Origin of the sequence: Anaerocolumna sp. (genome assembly GCF_032079385.1) — a bacterium.
Taxonomy (GTDB): domain Bacteria; phylum Bacillota; class Clostridia; order Lachnospirales; family Lachnospiraceae; genus Anaerocolumna.
This window is the reverse complement of record NZ_DAMAUC010000010.1, coordinates 8,951-26,757: the sequence shown is the minus strand read 5'-3', so window position 1 is coordinate 26,757 and position 17,807 is coordinate 8,951. Positions and strand designations below refer to the sequence as shown.

The 17,807-nt window shown below is 37.5% G+C and carries 13 protein-coding genes; 1 reads left to right on the top strand and 12 read right to left on the bottom strand.

Features of this window, described 5'->3' with window-relative positions; all coding sequences use genetic code 11:
• Positions 1–43: 43 nt before the first annotated feature.
• From RT261_RS09600 to RT261_RS09560, 9 genes are all read right to left on the bottom strand, one after another.
• Complete coding sequence (locus tag RT261_RS09600) at positions 44–934, bottom strand: carbohydrate ABC transporter permease (protein ID WP_313132109.1); 891 nt, start codon at positions 932–934, stop codon at positions 44–46.
• A 14-nt stretch (positions 935–948) separates the two neighbouring features.
• Positions 949–1,875: an ABC transporter permease gene (locus RT261_RS09595; RefSeq protein WP_313132108.1), complete on the bottom strand. Its 927-nt coding sequence runs from the start codon at positions 1,873–1,875 to the stop codon at positions 949–951.
• 155 nt (positions 1,876–2,030) lie between these two features.
• Positions 2,031–3,812, bottom strand: a complete 1,782-nt coding sequence (locus RT261_RS09590; protein WP_313132107.1) for an extracellular solute-binding protein — start codon at positions 3,810–3,812, stop codon at positions 2,031–2,033.
• Positions 3,813–3,991: 179 nt separating this feature from the next.
• Positions 3,992–5,353 (bottom strand): helix-turn-helix domain-containing protein, encoded by a 1,362-nt coding sequence (locus RT261_RS09585; protein WP_313132106.1) that lies wholly within the window; start codon positions 5,351–5,353, stop codon positions 3,992–3,994.
• On the bottom strand, positions 5,350–7,131 hold the full coding sequence (locus RT261_RS09580; protein ID WP_313132105.1) for a sensor histidine kinase: 1,782 nt from the start codon (positions 7,129–7,131) through the stop codon (positions 5,350–5,352). Before RT261_RS09580 ends, RT261_RS09585 begins: the two co-directional genes overlap by 4 nt.
• A 947-nt stretch (positions 7,132–8,078) precedes the next feature.
• Entirely contained in the window at positions 8,079–8,327 is a 249-nt protein-coding gene (locus RT261_RS09575) for a YlzJ-like family protein (RefSeq protein ID WP_313132104.1), read from the bottom strand.
• Positions 8,328–8,379: 52 nt separating this feature from the next.
• Complete coding sequence (locus RT261_RS09570) at positions 8,380–9,297, bottom strand: ClpP family protease (RefSeq protein ID WP_313132103.1); 918 nt, start codon at positions 9,295–9,297, stop codon at positions 8,380–8,382.
• 382 nt (positions 9,298–9,679) lie between these two features.
• A complete protein-coding gene (locus tag RT261_RS09565) occupies positions 9,680–10,954 on the bottom strand; it encodes an O-acetylhomoserine aminocarboxypropyltransferase/cysteine synthase family protein (RefSeq protein ID WP_313132101.1) in 1,275 nt (424 codons plus the stop codon).
• A 122-nt stretch (positions 10,955–11,076) separates the two neighbouring features.
• A complete protein-coding gene (locus RT261_RS09560) occupies positions 11,077–12,324 on the bottom strand; it encodes a M16 family metallopeptidase (protein ID WP_313132100.1) in 1,248 nt (415 codons plus the stop codon).
• 306 nt (positions 12,325–12,630) lie between these two features.
• On the opposite strand from RT261_RS09560, the gene RT261_RS09555 reads away from it, so the two are divergent.
• A complete protein-coding gene (locus tag RT261_RS09555; RefSeq protein ID WP_313132099.1) occupies positions 12,631–13,425 on the top strand; it encodes a cell wall hydrolase in 795 nt (264 codons plus the stop codon).
• A 202-nt stretch (positions 13,426–13,627) separates the two neighbouring features.
• Here RT261_RS09555 and RT261_RS09550 read toward each other — a convergent pair whose 3' ends face one another.
• The 3 genes from RT261_RS09550 to RT261_RS09540 all read right to left on the bottom strand — a co-directional run.
• Positions 13,628–16,246 (bottom strand): ABC transporter permease, encoded by a 2,619-nt coding sequence (locus RT261_RS09550; protein WP_313132098.1) that lies wholly within the window; start codon positions 16,244–16,246, stop codon positions 13,628–13,630.
• Positions 16,247–16,396: 150 nt separating this feature from the next.
• A complete protein-coding gene (locus tag RT261_RS09545) occupies positions 16,397–17,065 on the bottom strand; it encodes an ABC transporter ATP-binding protein (RefSeq protein WP_313132285.1) in 669 nt (222 codons plus the stop codon).
• Between the two features lie 358 nt (positions 17,066–17,423).
• Positions 17,424–17,807, bottom strand: a 384-nt coding sequence (locus RT261_RS09540; protein WP_313132097.1) for a sensor histidine kinase, incomplete at its 5' end; no start/stop codon positions are given.

The following is a 17,807-nucleotide window of genomic DNA, read 5'->3' as shown; positions in this document are numbered from 1 at the left end:
TCAAACTATTCTATTTTTTTGTTATAAAACATAATATCAATCACTATTCCTTAACGGAGCCAACTGTAATTCCTTTCACGAAAAGCTTCTGCAGAAACGGATAAACCACAAGTATTGGCACGATAGATATACATAACTGGGCACTTCTCACCGTCTTTTCACTTAATTTGGAAAGCAGAGCAAGCTGTTCCGACGTCATACTAGTCATATTCTGGGTTTTACCTATAATCTGCGTAGCCAAATAGGTAGCCATAGGGTAATTATTGGGGTCATTCATATAAAACATGCCATCAAACCAGGCGTTCCAGTGTCCAATCATGGAAAACAGGAGTAGGGAAGCCAGAGATGCTTTGGACATTGGCAGAATAACCCGAAACAATGTCTGAAAGTGGTTCGCTCCATCCACATACGCAGCCTCCTCCACAGCCCTTGGAAGTCCCCTTATAAAATTCATCATAATAATCACATTCCAGATATTCATAGCGCAGGGCAGAACCAATACCCAAAAGCTGTTTAGCAGATGCAGGTTTTTAATAACCATATAGGTAGGAATCAATCCGCCTCCAAGGAACATGGTAATCGCAAAATAAGTCATATACCATGTCCGTTTCCTGAACTGGTTGGAAGAACGGGAAAGCGGATAGGCTGTCAGGATAATCAGCAGCATGTTAATTGCCGTACCCACAAGAACCCTCATGCCTGCAATTCCTACAGAACGAAAGAAATCTTTTTTCTTCAGCAGATATTCATAAGCTGAAAGAGTAAACTCCACCGGAGCAAAGGCCACACGACCTGCCATTGCAGCATTGCTGCTGCTTAAGGACATAGCTAATATATGCAAAATAGGAAAGATGCAGGACAGCGCCAGAAGAGTCAGAAAAATAGTATTAAAAACCTGATATATATAATAAGATACCGGACGTTTTACCTTCAATTATCTCGCCTCCTTTAAAATACACGGTAATCACTTTTTTTATAGAGAATCCAGTAACTGGGTCCTACAAAAATCAGAGAGATAACCGATTTAAACAATCCCATGGCCGCAGCAGCTGAATATTGATGACTGGTCATACCCAGCCGGTAAACCAGGGTATCCAGAATATCCACTGTTTTTTCTACGGTAGGATTATACATAATCAGAACCTGTTCAAATCCCGCATTCAGAATATTTCCCAATCCCAGTACCGTCAGTACGGCTACCATTGGCAAAATACTCGGCAGGGTCACATTAAGGGCCTGCTTCCACTTGCCTGCGCCATCCACCTGGGCGGCTTCATACAAAGTCTGATCCACATTAGTGATTGCTGCCAGCAGGAGTACCGTATTATATCCCATTCCCTTCCAGACATCCGAACCTATAATAATAGTACGGAAATATTTGTTGCTTACCAAAAAGGCCGTTGGTTCCCTACCAATCAAATGTAGAAGCGTATTATTAATAAAACCGTCATATGCAAATATCTCCAACACCATTCCCGCCAGAATAGCCCATGAAAAAAAGTATGGAATAAAAACAATGGTCTGAACGGAACGTTTAAACCAGCTTTTAGTTACCTCATTCAACATAAGGGACAGTACCAGAGGAACCATAATACTTAATACGATTTTGAAAAAGGAAATAATCATTGTATTCTCAAATGCCTTTTGAAAACTAGGCATAGTAAAAATATATCGGAACTGCTTCAATCCCACAAATGGAGACTCCTTGAATCCCATCAGAGGTTTAAAATCCTGGAACGCCATTACCAGGCCAAAAATCGGCAGATATGCAAATATTGTGGTAAATATCATCGCCGGTATTAGCATGGCGTGCAGTTCCCTGGATCTGTACAGACTTTTCTTTTTATTCTTTTTTTTAGTCTTTAGTTGTGCCACGGACAGTCTCTCCTTTCCTATCTCAAAGGAAATGCCATATTTTACAAAGAAGTGAAAAATCCTTTTTCACCCGCCATATCTGACATAGTGTACATATCAGGTATGGCATACATGTAAAACATGGCATAATTCCTTTAAAGGCTGCATCTTAAAATTTACTTGTTACTCTGATACCATTCATTCACTTCTTTTGCAATTTCATCGCCGCCTTGTGCCTTCCACTGTTCCACAAATTTGTCAAAATCAGAAATAGGTGTTTCACCCATTACCATACTTAAGAAGGTATTGTTACGTAGCTTATCAAGTTCCGCTTTTCTGGATACCATTGACGGGGTAGTAATATAAACCTCATCGTAAATAATATCAGCAGTTTCCACAGTCTTTATCATATTGGCAACGCCTCCGTCCGGAGCAAGACGACTGAAATAAACTCCCCAGGCAACACCATCGTTTGGATTCTCTTTATATTTAAGATATCTGTCCCAGGCTCCCCAAAATTCATTGTTTCTTGCTGCTTCCGCTTCGGTTATCTCTGTCTTGCCTTCAGATACTAGCTTATTGATAGTCTCGAAATTGGTTCTAAGGCTGGTTGGAGAGAAAATGCGGTAAGGAAGCCAGGTATAAACATTACTGTGCCACTCTATTTTCTGTTCTTCTGTCATAGCCCTCTGATATTCAGGGGTACTTTTCTTCAGTGTATCCTGTAAAGACCAGTACATCATCTTAAATATAGCTTCCGGATTCTTGCAGTTTCGCCCTACAACTACAAATTTGTTTACCGGATAACGGTCAATCATGATAGTTGGCTGGTTTCCATCCGGTGAAAGATTAGGTCCTATAACCCAGTTGGATTCTGGATGCTCTACCTTATTGGTGTTGAGAGGCCAGTTGGGAACCCACCAGGAAGCGGGTACAATAGCATACTTTCCTGCCACAATATCATTTACAATGGGTGAATCTGCTGCCCAGATATCATATGCTGCAAAATCCTTCTGGAAATAGCCTTTGTTATACCATTGATTCAGCTTTTCCAAAGTGGTCTTAATTCCTTCATCGATTCCCGCATATTGCAGTGTTCCGTCTTTATCATACCAGCCATCAGCCCATGTTTCATAGGCATGGAAGAAGGGTTGGAAATCCGCAAGCTGGGCATCCATATAATTCTTACAGGCCGGAATAACAGGACCGCCTGTTTTTCCGTCTCCGTCATAATCCACTTTCATCAACTTGTCGCAGAGAGCTTCAAACTCCTCAATGGTTTTGGGAAGCTGATCCACAGATGTGATGCCCACGCTTTCAAGCTGTGTCATATTATAAATCATCTGAGAGGTCATCTGAGCCGGGTCCGTTCCCATAGGAAGACCGTAGAGTTTGCCATCCCTCTTGCCTACATTGATGAACTTCCCGTCATAATTAAAGATACTGTCCAAATCGTCATTACGGTATTTCTCATAGTATTCCGTGAGATCCGCAAGGCCGCCCTGACTTGCCAGATCCTCAAAATCATTAGGATCTTCTAACAAAAATATATCAGGAAGGTTTCCGGCTGCTAGCTCGGCACCGAATTTTTCTTTAAACTGGTCCGCATTTACTACCCAGTCATAAATAAGATTAATATTCAGTTCTTCCTTCAACAGCTTAACCGCAGTTGATTTCTCAGGCGTAACACCCTCAGGGGTGTCGGGATCCTCAGAATCCTTGTACTGCAGTACAACATGAATATCAACGGGTTCAGCATAAGGCTCCAGTAGAAGTTCCTCCACGCTTTTTGACGATTCACCGGCAATGTCCTTATCTGCAGGCTTCTGAGTATCCGTCGTCCCGCTGTCTGCAGGCTTTGGAGTCTCCGTTACCGCCGGCTTACTTTTCCCGCACCCGGCAAGGGATCCGGCAATCATTACTGTTGAAAGCACTAATGCAAGCAATTTCTTCTTCATAAAATTTCCTCCTTAATCTATTAATTTAATATGTAACATCATTATATCCTTAATTCCCTTGTGTTTTAAGGCTTTTTTGTGCATAATTATGAGATAATTGTATTTTCTTATTTTTCCAAATACAATTATCCCCCTTTATGGCACTATTGTCTTTTAAAGCTATTTATGTATATTTTTACTTAGCAATTTTGACGATATTCTTTGGGATTTTCTCCTGTCCTTTCCTTAAAAATCCTTCTAAAATAATGTTCATCGGCATAACCTACTTGTCGTGCAATCCAGTATATGGACTGTTTTGTTTCCATCAGGTACTTTTTTGCAGAATCGATTCTCATATCATTTAAATAAGTCACAAAAGTTTTACCGGTAATTTCCTTGAAGTTTCTGGAGAAATGACTTTTACTCATTCCGGTCATACGTAAAAGTTCTTCTAGCGCAATCTCTCTGTCCATGTGCTCTCTGATGTAGTTCATCGCAGTATGAATGGCTTCCATAGTGCTGATTTCTGCATTGGTCTCTCCGATTTTTTTCAGAACCAGGCGCCGGATTTCATCAAACCATTCCCGCCATTGATACCACCACTGAAAATGGCCCACCTCTTCAAAATAATGGGTAAAATCCTTACCTGAAAATTCGGACCAATACAGATTGAAACGGTAAAAGACAGCAATTCTTTCCTCCAAAGACAGATCTGCATACTTTATTTTTTCCATACCACTTTCATAGCAGTCTCCATTAACCATGAATTCCATTTTCATGCTCAGCTGTGTAATTTCCTTTCTGGAAACACCTGGTTTAACATTCAAAAGTTCAGGATAGATGTAGATATAGGTAAAGCAGCCAGGACGACAATCTGCAAATAGTCTCCTCTTCATCACAGTCTGCAGAATATCTTCCAGCTGATCATAAGGAATACCCTTGACCTGCTTTAATTCCAGCAGGGACGATTTTTCTGCTCCATATTCTTCAATGAGAGATTTTAAGCGGATAATATTACATTCTCCGGAAAAAGTAAGATGATTTTCACTTAATGGTTCAAAGGGAAAGCGGCTCTTTTCCAATAGCATTACCGCCTCTTCCAACTCCTTTTTTCCTTCCGTCTCCCAGATATAGACTTCATTACTTGTTATTTTTCTTTCTCCCAGCTGGGAATGATGCATTGTCTCAAGATAACGTTTTTTCACGCTGAGCATTAGTGCGTCTATATTTTCCTCTTCAATCTGTGCTTTGGTGATATAATCCAGAATTCCAATTCGCAGTGCCTGCTGAATCAGTTCAAATTCCTGATGCATGGTAAGAACAACAACCTGCATGTCAGGGCGGACTGCTTTTACTTCCCGGAGAAACGGTATTCCTGATAACCCGGGCATCTCTAAATCAGAGAAAAGGAGATTTACTTCCTCTTTCCTTATAAACTCCACGGCTTCCTCCCCACTTCCCGAGTCTCCTACCACCTTCATATCATACTTTTCCCAGTCAATCAATCCGATAATTCCGTGACGTACCAGCTTTTCATCATCAACTACATATACTTTTATCATTTTCCTGATGCCCCCTCTCCGAATGTATCAGACTTTTTAACAATCTCCTCCGCCTCAAAGGGGATCCTGATTTCTACCACATTCATTCCGTCTTCGGTACGTTCCGCTTTCAGCTCAAACTCATCCCCAAACCGGTTTTCCAGCATACGCACCACGTACTGCAGGCCGATTCCATTGGAAGAAATATCATTTTTCTGTAGAAGAACCTCTTTAATTTTCTCCGGATTGATAGGTATTCCGTCGTTTTTAACTAAAATTGCTATTTTCCCGTTTGCCAGAAGCTCTACTTCGATCCCTATTTTCCCTCGATTGGATCCGCTGTGCAGAATGGCATTTTCCACTAGAGGCTGTAAAACAAACCGGGGCATATCCGCCTGAAGGATTTCCTTGTGTTTTCCGGTATCCACCTGGAAATCAATATCATACTTCAATTTCTGCAATACAATATAGGCATTTACAGCATCCAGCTCACTTTTCAGGGTAGTTTCCGTGGTTTTGGACATGTTATACAAAAGCAGCCGGTTAAGAGCTGTAATAAAATGTACCATTTCCTTGTCGCTTTTTCCCGCCGCATACCATTTCAGGGTATCCAGCGTATTGTAGAGAAAATGAGGATTTATTTTACCCAGTACTTCCTTTATTTCCAGCTCTGAACGCCGCTTTTCTTCTATCTGTACCCGGTTCAGCAGAAGAAGAATATTCTTTTTCATTTTCTCCAATAGCGCAAAGCTGTCGTCAAATTCCTGGATATTCATCTGCTCCACTTTCGTTTCCACATCATTGTCCGACGCTATCAGCTGAAGCTTTTTTTCAAACCGGGTAAATGGTCGGTAAATACTCCGCCACTGAATAATGGAAACAAAAATACATACGATAACCGCCAGTATTGTAACAAAGCCAAAATTCAAGGCCATGCCATAAATCTGTCTGTAATATTCCTTTACCGGAACCCATAAATGAATCTTCCAGCCGCCTTCCTCCGTTTTTTCATATGCTTTGTAACGGTGTGTGTTTACCGTAAGGTTATTCAGATAATCATCTGTTCGGGAATAAAGGGGCACCAGGTTTTCATCCGAGCAGTACATGGTCGCTCCGTTTTCAGATTCAATGAGAAAAACCGTATCCATTCCCATAATCCCCTCTGGAATCAGTTTTTGAAAATATTTGTAGCCAGATTCCAGATAGATATAAATATTTCCACGTTTCTGATCGATTTTATAAGAACGCAGAAGGGAAAGACAGGGATAAGACCCCGCCTTTGATTTGGAAGGATGAGGGCCATAAAAAGTAACATTCTTCCATTTGCATAAATAATCTTTCTCCTCCGGAAGCTCTCCGTTTGCCAGGGATGACTGATTGATCTTTTCAGGCATTTTCCGGTCCTTGGAAAGAAAGATATAAGTCAGGTTGCCGATAGACGGATTCGCCACTTCATAGTTGGCAATCTGTTCCTGCAGGTAAATAAGAAGGTCTCCTTTTTTTACAGTATTTTCCTCTTCAAAATAAAGATGCAGGTTTTTTCCTACCGTACCGTCGGCTTCCAGAAGCCAGGATATGGAATTCATACTTTTCATCAGAACGCTTATATTGTTCGATACCATGTTCAGGCTGTTTTCAATCTCCTTATCAACATCGTTATGATTAATCCTGTAGAACTGCCATAGGATCAATGCTTCCACAATAAGAAGAGGAACTGCAATCCCAAATATCCAGACCTTTATGATACGTCTGGAAAAAGATTTTGCGCTCCTCTTTTTACCTTTCCACTCTTTGAACATCTTCCTTGCTCCTCCTCTGTGTTTATCAAGTCAAATCGGATATTCCCACTTGCTGACAGGCAAGTTTCGCTGTCAAGCAAGTTTTGGTGTCAGGTAAGTTTTGCTGACAACCTAGTTTTACTGACAGGCTAGTTTTTCCGACGGGCTAGTTTTTCCGCTTACACTGCTTGCTCATAACCTCATTGCCACTATGTGGTATTTCATCAGAATCTTGAACTCCTGCTGAAACGGGCAAGTCTTACCCACTCTTCCAAAAGCGGTAGCTTCCCCGATGAGGTTAAACTATATAAAGTATAAACATTTACCTTTTTCATTTCATATGTAAGACTGAATGTTTGTCTCAAATAATTGCTGGCACTTTTATATGTTTCCTTACAATTAACTAAATTAATATATGTTTCCTTTTTATCTTTTATAGGGACTTTTACTGCACTGGGGTCGATGTGTTTTATTGTGATGAATGTTGTGCAGAATACGATTGCAGTAAAGAAATGATTCTATCTATAACAAATTCGTCCAGAATAGGGTCAGTGGGTATTGCAGTGAAGACAAGTGATTTTTACCGATCGTACTAATCTGGTGGAATAATACAGGGATGAATTTATGAGATGGTGTACTGGTTTTGCCTTCCAAAGCTGCAAGTTCATATTTGTTCTTTAAATAAACAGCATATTTTTATTCGGCATTATATTATTATACCTCTCCGCATCATATTTTTTTATTATACCATAAAACCAGTTTAATTTTAAGAGCCAGTTTTAAACCATTTATGAGATACAGAATAATTGTGACAAAACAGAAAACCCGCCATTCCTGATAAATACTAGCTGGCGGGTGCTTTTTACTCTATTTTCTGCAATACTCAGAATCATACTTTTTTACCATTTCCTTGAAGGAATATTTTCTTCCAAGTTAAAAATACGTTATATAAATGATGGAAAAACCAGTTATACATTTATAGAGGAACCAGGAAAATAGGAGGGATTCAGATAATCACTCATGTCCGTTGAATGAATGCCATCCACTATATATTTATCTCCTTCCCTTCTGGCATAAACACTGCCATGGGCTAAAGAAACAGTACGATATTCCGTCTCCTCACTGCCCTTCACTTTCTCTTCCCCTGTCCCATTACCTAATATACTTTGCGCTCTATTACTATAAATTCGTTCTAATGGCATAACCGTATATAACATATGAATCTCCTTTCTGTTCTTACATCATAACCCTCAAACCTTCCAATATTACCTAAGATCTGCCCGAAAGTTCATATAATTTATTTAAAGCCTCTTTAATACCGCCCACTTCATCAATAATACCTTTTTCTACTGCTTCTTTTCCTACTAAGATAGAGCCTACATCTTTCGCCAGCTGACTGGTATTCAGCATCAGTCCTTTTAAAGTCTCTTTATTAATTTTGGAATGATTCACAATAAAGCTTAATATACGGTCCTGAATTCTTTCAAAGTATTCAAAGGTTTGCGATACACCTATTACAGTTCCATTCATACGAACCGGGTGCACAATCATTGTCGCAGTAGGCACAATATAGCTGTAGTTGGAAGATACCGCAAGAGGAACACCGATGGAATGACTTCCGCCTAGTACCAAGGAAACAGTTGGTTTGCTTAAAGAAGCAATCATCTCCGCTATGGCAAGTCCGGCTTCCACGTCTCCGCCTACTGTATTAATAAGAATCAGCAAACCATCAATATCTGCGCTGTCTTCAATGGCTGCTAATTGTGGTAAAACATGCTCATATTTTGTTGTTTTATTATGTTGAGGAAGACATTCATGGCCTTCAATTTCACCAATTACAGAAAGTAAATGTATTTTAGACTTCCGTTGTTCATTTACGAGGGTTGTCTGACCAAATTGTCTGATCTTGTCATCGTCCAGTTCTTCTTTCTCTTTCTGCTCTTTTTCTTGTTGAATTTTTCTATCATTATTATCCACAGAATCAGGGTCAGGACCTTTATCATTACTTCTTTTACTCCCTTTATCTGGTTTTTTATTGTTATCTTCGACATCCTCTTGAAGATTTGAATTAGTATTACGATTATTACTCCTATTGTTCTGAGCATCAATCTCGTTGTGATTATAAAAATTTTTATCAAAGTTTGAATCCATGCCGCTATCGTATTCTTTGCTTTTAACATATCCCATACTTTTACCAAGCCTTTCTCATATTCTTATCAATATACCTGCTTATTATATGGAAAATATATAATATTATTTATTAAAGGATTAAAAAGATTCGTAAATAAGAATAATGGATTTTTATTTATAAAATAATATTTTAAGTTATTCAAGATGTGATATGATATATACCAAAAAAAGAAACAGGGCGCATTCTCCAGCTTCAAATAGTATCAATCTCAAAACTTGATTCTTATTGTAAATCTTTAATGTAGTCTTGCACTCATAAGACCACCTTGACCAACGAAAGTATGGGATGCTGTGTGATATCACTACACAGCATCCCATACTCTCGTTGGTTTGAATAACCTATATCAGGCAAAGCGTAGGTGCGTTAATACACTAACCTTTATATTTGTGCCAACGCCTGCTCTAAATCAGCTATAATATCGTTCACATGCTCAATACCAATAGACATACGAATTAAGTCCGGAGTAACTCCGGCTTCTACTAACTGAGCATCGGATAATTGGCGGTGGGTTGTACTGGCCGGATGTAAAACACTGGTTCTGGCATCTGCTACATGGACTACGATAGCCGCCAGTTTTAAACTATCCATGAATTTAACAGCTGCTTCTCTTCCGCCCTTTACTCCAAAAGAAATAACTCCGCAAGTTCCATTTGGCATATATTTTTTAGCCAAAGGATAATATTTATTGCTTTCCAGTCCCGGATAATTTACCCAGGCAATTTTATCATTTATTTTCAGCCATTTTGCTACAGCTAATGCGTTGCTGCAATGACGTTCCATTCTAAGGTGAAGGGTTTCCAAACCTAAATTTAATAGGAAAGCACTATTTGGTGATGGAGTGAATCCCAGATCCCTCATAAGCTGAACTCTGGCTTTAACTAAATATGCAGATTTTCCACAGTCCCTAGTGTATACCATACCATGATAAGATTCATCAGGGGTGGTTAGTCCGGGAAATTTACCATTATCCCAGTTAAAGTTTCCGCTATCTATAATAACTCCTCCAAGTGCTACGGCATGACCATCCATGTATTTGGAAGTAGAATGTACTACAATATCTGCACCAAATTCAATTGGCCTGCAATTAATAGGGGTAGCAAATGTATTGTCAATTATCAACGGTACACCATTTTTATGTGCTGATTTTGCAAACTTCTCAATATCTGCAACTACTAAAGCAGGATTGGCAAGAGTTTCTGTAAATACTAATTTTGTATTTTCACGGAAAGCTTCTTGGATCTCCGCTTCCGAAGCGTCTGGATTTACAAAAGTAACATCAATTCCCATTCTTTTCATAGTAACCGCAAATAAATTACTGGTTCCGCCATAAATAGCTGCGGAAGAAATCATATGATCACCTGCACCGCAGATATTAAGTACTGCAAGGGTACTAGCTGCTTGTCCCGAGGAAGTGCATATTGCTCCTATGCCGCCTTCTAATGCAGCAATCTTTTGTTCTACTGCATCTACTGTAGGATTTGCCAATCTGGAATAGAAAAACCCGGATTCTGCTAAATCAAATAATTTACCAACATGTTCGCTGGAATCGTATTTGAACGTTGTACTTTGGTATATGGGAAGCACTCTTGCCTCTCCGTTTTTTGGCACATAACCCTCTTGAATGCACTTAGTATTAATGTGATAATTATTCATGTTCCTCACCTTTCTTTTGTTCTTTAAATTAAACTCCAATTATAAGCCACCAAAATTCGGAAAAGCTTTCTTGCATGTATTTTCCGCAATTTTTCGCTAAGGCTTCTTATCGGAGTTTAGTATTATATACTTTTACCAATATTTATATTACTTAGATTACCAACTAATGAAAAACTGCAATTCTCTCTGTTTAAATATCTCTTTGCAAAGTCAGTAACTTCTTTCTTATCCACTGCATTAACTTTTGCTATAGTTTCTTCTAAAGGTGTGACATAATCTTTAAAGAGAATGGATTTACCATTGCTGTTCATTCTGTTCTTGGCACTTTCACTTCCTAGAATTAATTCTGTCTTTATTTGCTCCTTTGTCATAAGCAGTTCATCATCTGTTATTCCATTTGCCTTTATATCTTCAATGATTTCAAAGGTATATTGAATTACTGATTCCAGCTGCATTGGATTCATTGCACCGTATACCTGATATAAACCGGCCTTTTTATAGGCACTTCCATAAGAATAGATGGTATACGTTAAACCATGGTTCTCACGGATAATCTGGAACAGTCTGGAATTTATACTTCCACCAAATACAGAATTAAGAATAGTTAAGGCGTATTTTTCTTTTGCATCTGCAGGAACAGACTCAAAAGCTATATTCAGATGCAGCTGTTCTACATCCTTTTCTTTTGTATATATAGTAGGACGATAAATCGGAGAAGAACATTCCGGTTGTCTGGGTCCTTTCTTTATACCCGAAAAATGTTTCTCCAATAATTCCATAATATAATCTTCTTCAAAATTACCTGCAACAGATATTACCATATTCCCTGATACATAATATTGCTCCATAAAACTTAGAATTTGTTCTCTGGTCACAGACCTTACGGTCTTTTTGCTTCCGGAGATTTGATAGCCAAGGGAATGATGTTCCCATACTTTCATTTGAAGCATTTCATGGACTAAATCTTCCGGTGAGTCATCATACATATCTATTTCTTCTATGATAACCCCCTTCTCTTTCTCCAAAGCTTTTTCATCTAACAGAGAATTATTTAACATATCTCCAATAATTTCAATTGCATTTGGTAAATGGTCATCTAAGGTTACAGCATAAAAGGAGGTACATTCTTTGCTGGTATACGCATTACTATCTCCTCCTATTCTTGCCATGTCATCTGCAATTTGCTTTGCAGTTCGATTTTTAGTGCCTTTAAAAAGCATATGCTCAATTATATGTGAAATACCATTATTATCATCATTTTCGTCAGAAGAACCAACTTTCACCCATAGGCCAAAAGCTGCACTTCTTAAATATGGCATTTTTTCTAAAACTACAGTAATGCCATTGGACAGTTTTTTACGGTTTACCATTTATTACTTCCTTTCCATATTCTAATAGTATAGATTGTAACACTCTTAAAAAGAATATACAATAAGAAGAATTATTATGTCCAAGATTTCCTTTCACACTTATTCTTTATTACAAAAGTATATGTTTTGTACATAATACTAATACAATATGGCATTCAGCAACTTCAAATTGAGCATTTTTACCTCTCTTACCAATAATATAGCATAGATTTACCAAGGAATTATCATTTACAATAGAAAGGAAGTTTAAAAACCCAACCATAAGTTATAAAAAGTGTATGTTTTTTATAGCAGAAGGAGGTACATATGAAACAATTAAATAAAGGAAAGACTCTTATTGCAGGAGTTCTTCTATCGTTAACCCTATCACAAACAACTGCCTTTGCAGCCAATTATAAGGTGGTAAAAAACGACTCTCTTTATAAGATTGGAAATCTATTTGGAACTTCCATAAGCACACTAAAGACAAAAAACAAATTACAATCCGATAAAATTTATTCTGGTCAAGTATTAGATGTCCCTGCGAAATTACATACTGTTCAAAAAGGTAATACCCTTTATTCAATCGCAAAAAAATACAATGTAAAGCTTTTCTCATTACGAAAAGCAAACCATAAGTGGGATGATCTAATTATACCAGGACGAAAATTAATTATACCGGCAAGTAAAACTTCAAATACTGCCAGTTCCTCTTCCAGTACAGCAAAAGCCGCTCCGGCAAAAGCAGTCATATCTTATACCCAGGATGAGCTTGATCTTTTAGCAAGATTAATAACTGCCGAAGCCACCGGTGAACCATACAATGCAATGGTTGGAATTGGTGCCGTTGTAGTTAATCGTGTTAAAAGCGCAGAATGGCCAGACACCATATCCTCCGTTATTAACCATGTAGCCGGAGGATATTATCAATTTACACCAGTTGAAAATGGCTACATCAATAATCCTGCATCTAGTGACGCAATAAAAGCTGCTAAAGAAGCTCTTAACGGCAGTGATCCAAGTAAAAAAGCCATGTTTTATTATGATGATACATGTACAAATGAATGGATTAAATCCAAACCTGTTACAGCTAAGATTGGATCAATGATATTTGTAAAGTAAATGAAACCTATGAAGCTGTTACAAAAAGATAAAATATCATTTCCATAAGGCAAACTTAAAAAACTGTCATTCTAATATGCTGCTCCCCATATAGCACCTTGAAATATAATAAATCCTATATGGGGCAGCATAACATTATAATGACAGTTTTTTAATATATATAACCTTTTAAAAATGCCGTTTTATAAATCATCACGGTTTTCTAATCCACCTCACGCAAGCGTTCCACAATACTTTGTTTGCCGGTAGCTTTATAAGCAGAAAGAGGTATTATTATTCCTAAAAGAATAAATATTGGCAATACACCTAATATTGGAATCAAAGTAAAATGATATTGAAAAAACCATAGTAAACTTTCCAGTTGTCGGATTAGTAAAAATCCTACCAGTATATTTATAAATAAGGATATAACAATGGTGTTTCCACCATAGAACAGCCCTTCTATTACAAGCATTCTCTTTATCTGCTTTCCTGTCATACCAATACTGTTCAACATAGTAAGTTCTCTTTTTCTTGACATGATGCTTGTCAGCTCTGCATTAATAAAGTTCATAATTCCTATAAATCCTATGATTAAACTTAATATTCCTCCTACTAATATAAACATGCTTTGATAAGATTGGAATCCTTTTATGTAGGTGCTCTTGGATTCATAATCCATACCTGGTTCCTCATTACTTGTGTAATCTTTTATAAATGATTCCAACTTGCTTTCCTTTTCAGGAGCAACATTTATCATATAATTCATGATACTAAATGCATCTTTATTATAGTTGATGGTTTTCATATCTTCTTTCATCGTATCTGAGGTTAGTGCAAAACTTAGACTTCCAAAACGCCGAACAGAAATATTATTAGGCATAACTACGGTAGCTACCACCTTATATTCCATGTCAAAACCATTATTTCCAGTTAATACCCCCTTATCATCAATGGTATAGTCGGTAATATAGTGAATGCTTACCTTATCACCAATGTCATAAAGAGCTTGATACATAAAGGGATTCCCATAATCATCATCTGAAATAATCTGAATGATTCCATGTTCCTGATTCATTTGCTCCGAATCAATTGCGCCTTCTACAAGTTTTAAATGCTTCATTGGAAGTTCATCCAAACCATAAAGATCCAGACTCATCTCTACCAAATCTTCATCCTTTTTATTAAGAATATCAGAATCAAGATGATCTTCGGGCCAGCCACTTAAAAAATCCATATAATTTTTCTTTGTTTGTAAAACAGATGCTAATTCTGTATAATAGTATACTCTTCCCTCTTCGGTAATGCCTTCCTGCTCATGAATGGCGGAGATAAAGGATTCTGTAACTTTTTGTTCGTCATTCCAAAAATAACTTTTAAAATAATCTGAATGACCTGCTATAAAATCAGATACCACAAATTTGCTTAAAAATTTATCCATGTTAAATCCTTTTGCAAAAGTATATACACCGCTTAATAGAATTACACTAAGGGACAGTGAAAGAATTACTAAAATAGTTTTTTTACCATTTCGCATTAAATTAGCATGAGCCATCCGGTACACTTTAGAACCGGTTTTTGTTTTCCTCACTTTTTGCTTTACTGCACTTTTGTCTACAAACCGTACCGCTTCCATTGGAGAGACAGATGCAGCCATTTTACCTGGTTTTCTGGTGCTGATAAGTACGGTAATGCAGGAAAATAAGGCTGAACCAATGAATATCCATGGATTGAAGGTAACATAAGTGCTGGTATTCGTCATATTACTCATAATAACATTAGTCAGGGTATTGCCAATAAAAAAGCCAATTATTAAACCAATTGGAATACCTAGCAACGATAGCATTAATGCCTGATTTCGAATTAGTCGTTTTAGCTGCTTATAAGTTGTTCCTATGGTTTTCAATAATCCATAAAAATGGATATCATTGGATATGGATATTTGAAAAATATTATAAATAATTAAATATCCCGTAAGAACAACGAGAACCATAATCATGGCAAGTGCAAATAAGGTAAGCATTCTATCGGAAGAATTTAAGTGCGTGGAAGTATATGCCCAATTAACTCCTGTATGGAGAAAGTTCTCAGAAGTACTGTCAGAAATGTCATAACCTTTATCTTTCGCCACAATACTAAGATTCTTCTCTATATTTCTGCTGTTCTTAAACATAACGTCTAAAGACCAGGTGCCAATAATATTATCACCCCATCTTAAATCACTTTTGGCGTCATAAGAGGCTAATTTTTCTTCTACATACTCTTTAGAAAGCCAGATTTGACTTGCCAGCATGGTTTCATCTGTTTCCCAAAATCCACATAGTGTAAATGTATCGGTTATATTTTTGTTTCCAAGAGGATACGTAAAAGTTACTTTTTGACCTAGTTCATGGGGTACCCCCAGCAAATCCAGTACTTTGGTATCCGTAGCCAGTTCTTTCACCTCTGACGGCATCCGCCCGGTTGTGGGATAGGAGAAAAACATTTTTGCCCCATTATCATCACTGTAACGAATTTCTGTATGATGTTTATGAAAAGGTGCTTCCAGAGGCATGGATAACATTAGAGAACATCCATATTCTTTTATTAAGGGATGATTTTTTAACTTATTGAGCTGTTCCTCCGTTATATACTTAAATCCCCCATGAGAAGAGCCGCCTACCATTCTCATAGTCTGCTGCTGCCAGGAATAATTCATGGAGATAGCAATGGTAAATATGGATGTAAATAATATAGTCGTTAGTGCAATGGCAATTAACGCGATTATATTTCTGGTTCTATTTGAATGAAAACTGCGAAAGGATAACTTTCTGATTATTTTTTTATTTGCTACATTTAACATAATAACCTCAATTCCGGTGCTTTAGCACCATTTTATAATGAAGGCAATTTTGTACTCCGACGCAAATTGCCAGACGAAATAATCTATTCAACTTAGCTTCGATTCCAGCGCTTAATAGCTTTTATATTGTATTCAGAATCATACCATTACTTAGTTTTTCATTATGATTCCATCCTCAATATGGATAATGTAATCCGCCATTTGCGCTATTTCTTCATTATGGGTTATCATTACAATAGTTTGTCCGAACTGCTTACTGGTAACTTTTAAAAGTCCTATAACATCCAGGCTTGTTTTGCTGTCCAGATTGCCGGTAGGTTCATCTGCCAGGATTATAGCAGGCTTTGAAGCCAGGGCTCTGGCAATGGCAACTCTTTGCTGCTGCCCTCCTGATAAATTATTGGGAAGATTCTGTAGTTTCTGTTCCAAGCCTAAGGTTTGAATAATTTTATTCACATAAGAGTTATCTATTTTATTTCCATCCAATTCTATTGGTAAAACAATATTTTCATATACATTTAAAACCGGTACCAGATTATAGTTTTGAAATACAAATCCGATTTTTCTCCTGCGGAATATAGTAAGTTCTTCTTCTTTTAAAGAGAAGATATCTTTTCCGTCCACTACTACGCTTCCCTCCGTTGGTCTATCCAGTCCCCCAAGCATATGTAACAAAGTTGACTTGCCGCTTCCTGATGTACCTACAATGGCAACAAAGGAACCATTTTCAACTTGTATATTTACTCCATCCAGAGCCTTCACCACATTCTCGCCTGTTCCATAGTATTTTTTTAAATTATTTGTTTCAAGAATTATCATATTATTTAACCCTGCCTTTCTTAATTCTGCCACCTGCATAACAGGTGTGTTCTTGCTTTCTCTTATCCCCTTTAACAGCTAAATCCATTCATTAAAAAATCTATGCATAAACTTTGTTTACACATAGACGTATCACGAACGTAATGGATGTTCATAATCTTGGCACTCCATTCTGAAATCCCAAGCAAGCTTGTGCTTTCCTCATTACGTTTTTACTATATCATGAACATAAAACCTGTTCATGATCCTGGCACTCCATTCTGAAATCCCAAGCAAGCTTGTGCTTTCCTCATTACGTTTTTACTATATCATAAGAATCTTTCTAGATTCTTTCTAAAATCTAACAGTTTTGAAAGATTTAGTTGTATCTTGGTAAGAAAACAGAAAAGACAGACCCCTCTCCTACTTTTGAAGCCACTTTGATATATCCCCCTTCCGCTAAAAGGATGGCTTGTGCAAGATACAAGCCAATACCGACACCTTCTTGTTCTGTAACGGCTTGTGAGCGATAGAACCGTGTGAATACTTTATTAAACTCAGATTTATCTATTCCAATTCCATTATCTGCAATATCGATACGGCAAAATAATTCATAGGCGGTTGTTTTAATGGTAATCCTACCGGAATCGGGAGTATACTTAATTGCATTATCAACTATGTTTACTATAGCTTCTATTGTCCATTTCATATCAAAAAATGCTTTCTCTTGTGTTTGCTCTATGAAAAAAGCAATATGTTTGTT

What these genes read in the sequence shown, in the direction of transcription:
- RT261_RS09590 (WP_313132107.1), bottom strand. Translation starts at nt 3,812, where the DNA reads ATGAAGAAGAAATTGCTTGCATTAGTGCTTTCAACAGTAATGATTGCC.
- RT261_RS09585 (WP_313132106.1), bottom strand. Translation starts at nt 5,353, where the DNA reads ATGATAAAAGTATATGTAGTTGATGATGAAAAGCTGGTACGTCACGGA.
- RT261_RS09580 (WP_313132105.1), bottom strand. Translation starts at nt 7,131, where the DNA reads ATGTTCAAAGAGTGGAAAGGTAAAAAGAGGAGCGCAAAATCTTTTTCC.
- RT261_RS09575 (WP_313132104.1), bottom strand. Translation starts at nt 8,327, where the DNA reads ATGTTATATACGGTTATGCCATTAGAACGAATTTATAGTAATAGAGCG.
- RT261_RS09570 (WP_313132103.1), bottom strand. Translation starts at nt 9,297, where the DNA reads ATGGGATATGTTAAAAGCAAAGAATACGATAGCGGCATGGATTCAAAC.
- RT261_RS09565 (WP_313132101.1), bottom strand. Translation starts at nt 10,954, where the DNA reads ATGAATAATTATCACATTAATACTAAGTGCATTCAAGAGGGTTATGTG.
- RT261_RS09560 (WP_313132100.1), bottom strand. Translation starts at nt 12,324, where the DNA reads ATGGTAAACCGTAAAAAACTGTCCAATGGCATTACTGTAGTTTTAGAA.
- RT261_RS09555 (WP_313132099.1), top strand. Translation starts at nt 12,631, where the DNA reads ATGAAACAATTAAATAAAGGAAAGACTCTTATTGCAGGAGTTCTTCTA.
- RT261_RS09550 (WP_313132098.1), bottom strand. Translation starts at nt 16,246, where the DNA reads ATGTTAAATGTAGCAAATAAAAAAATAATCAGAAAGTTATCCTTTCGC.
- RT261_RS09545 (WP_313132285.1), bottom strand. Translation starts at nt 17,065, where the DNA reads ATGATAATTCTTGAAACAAATAATTTAAAAAAATACTATGGAACAGGC.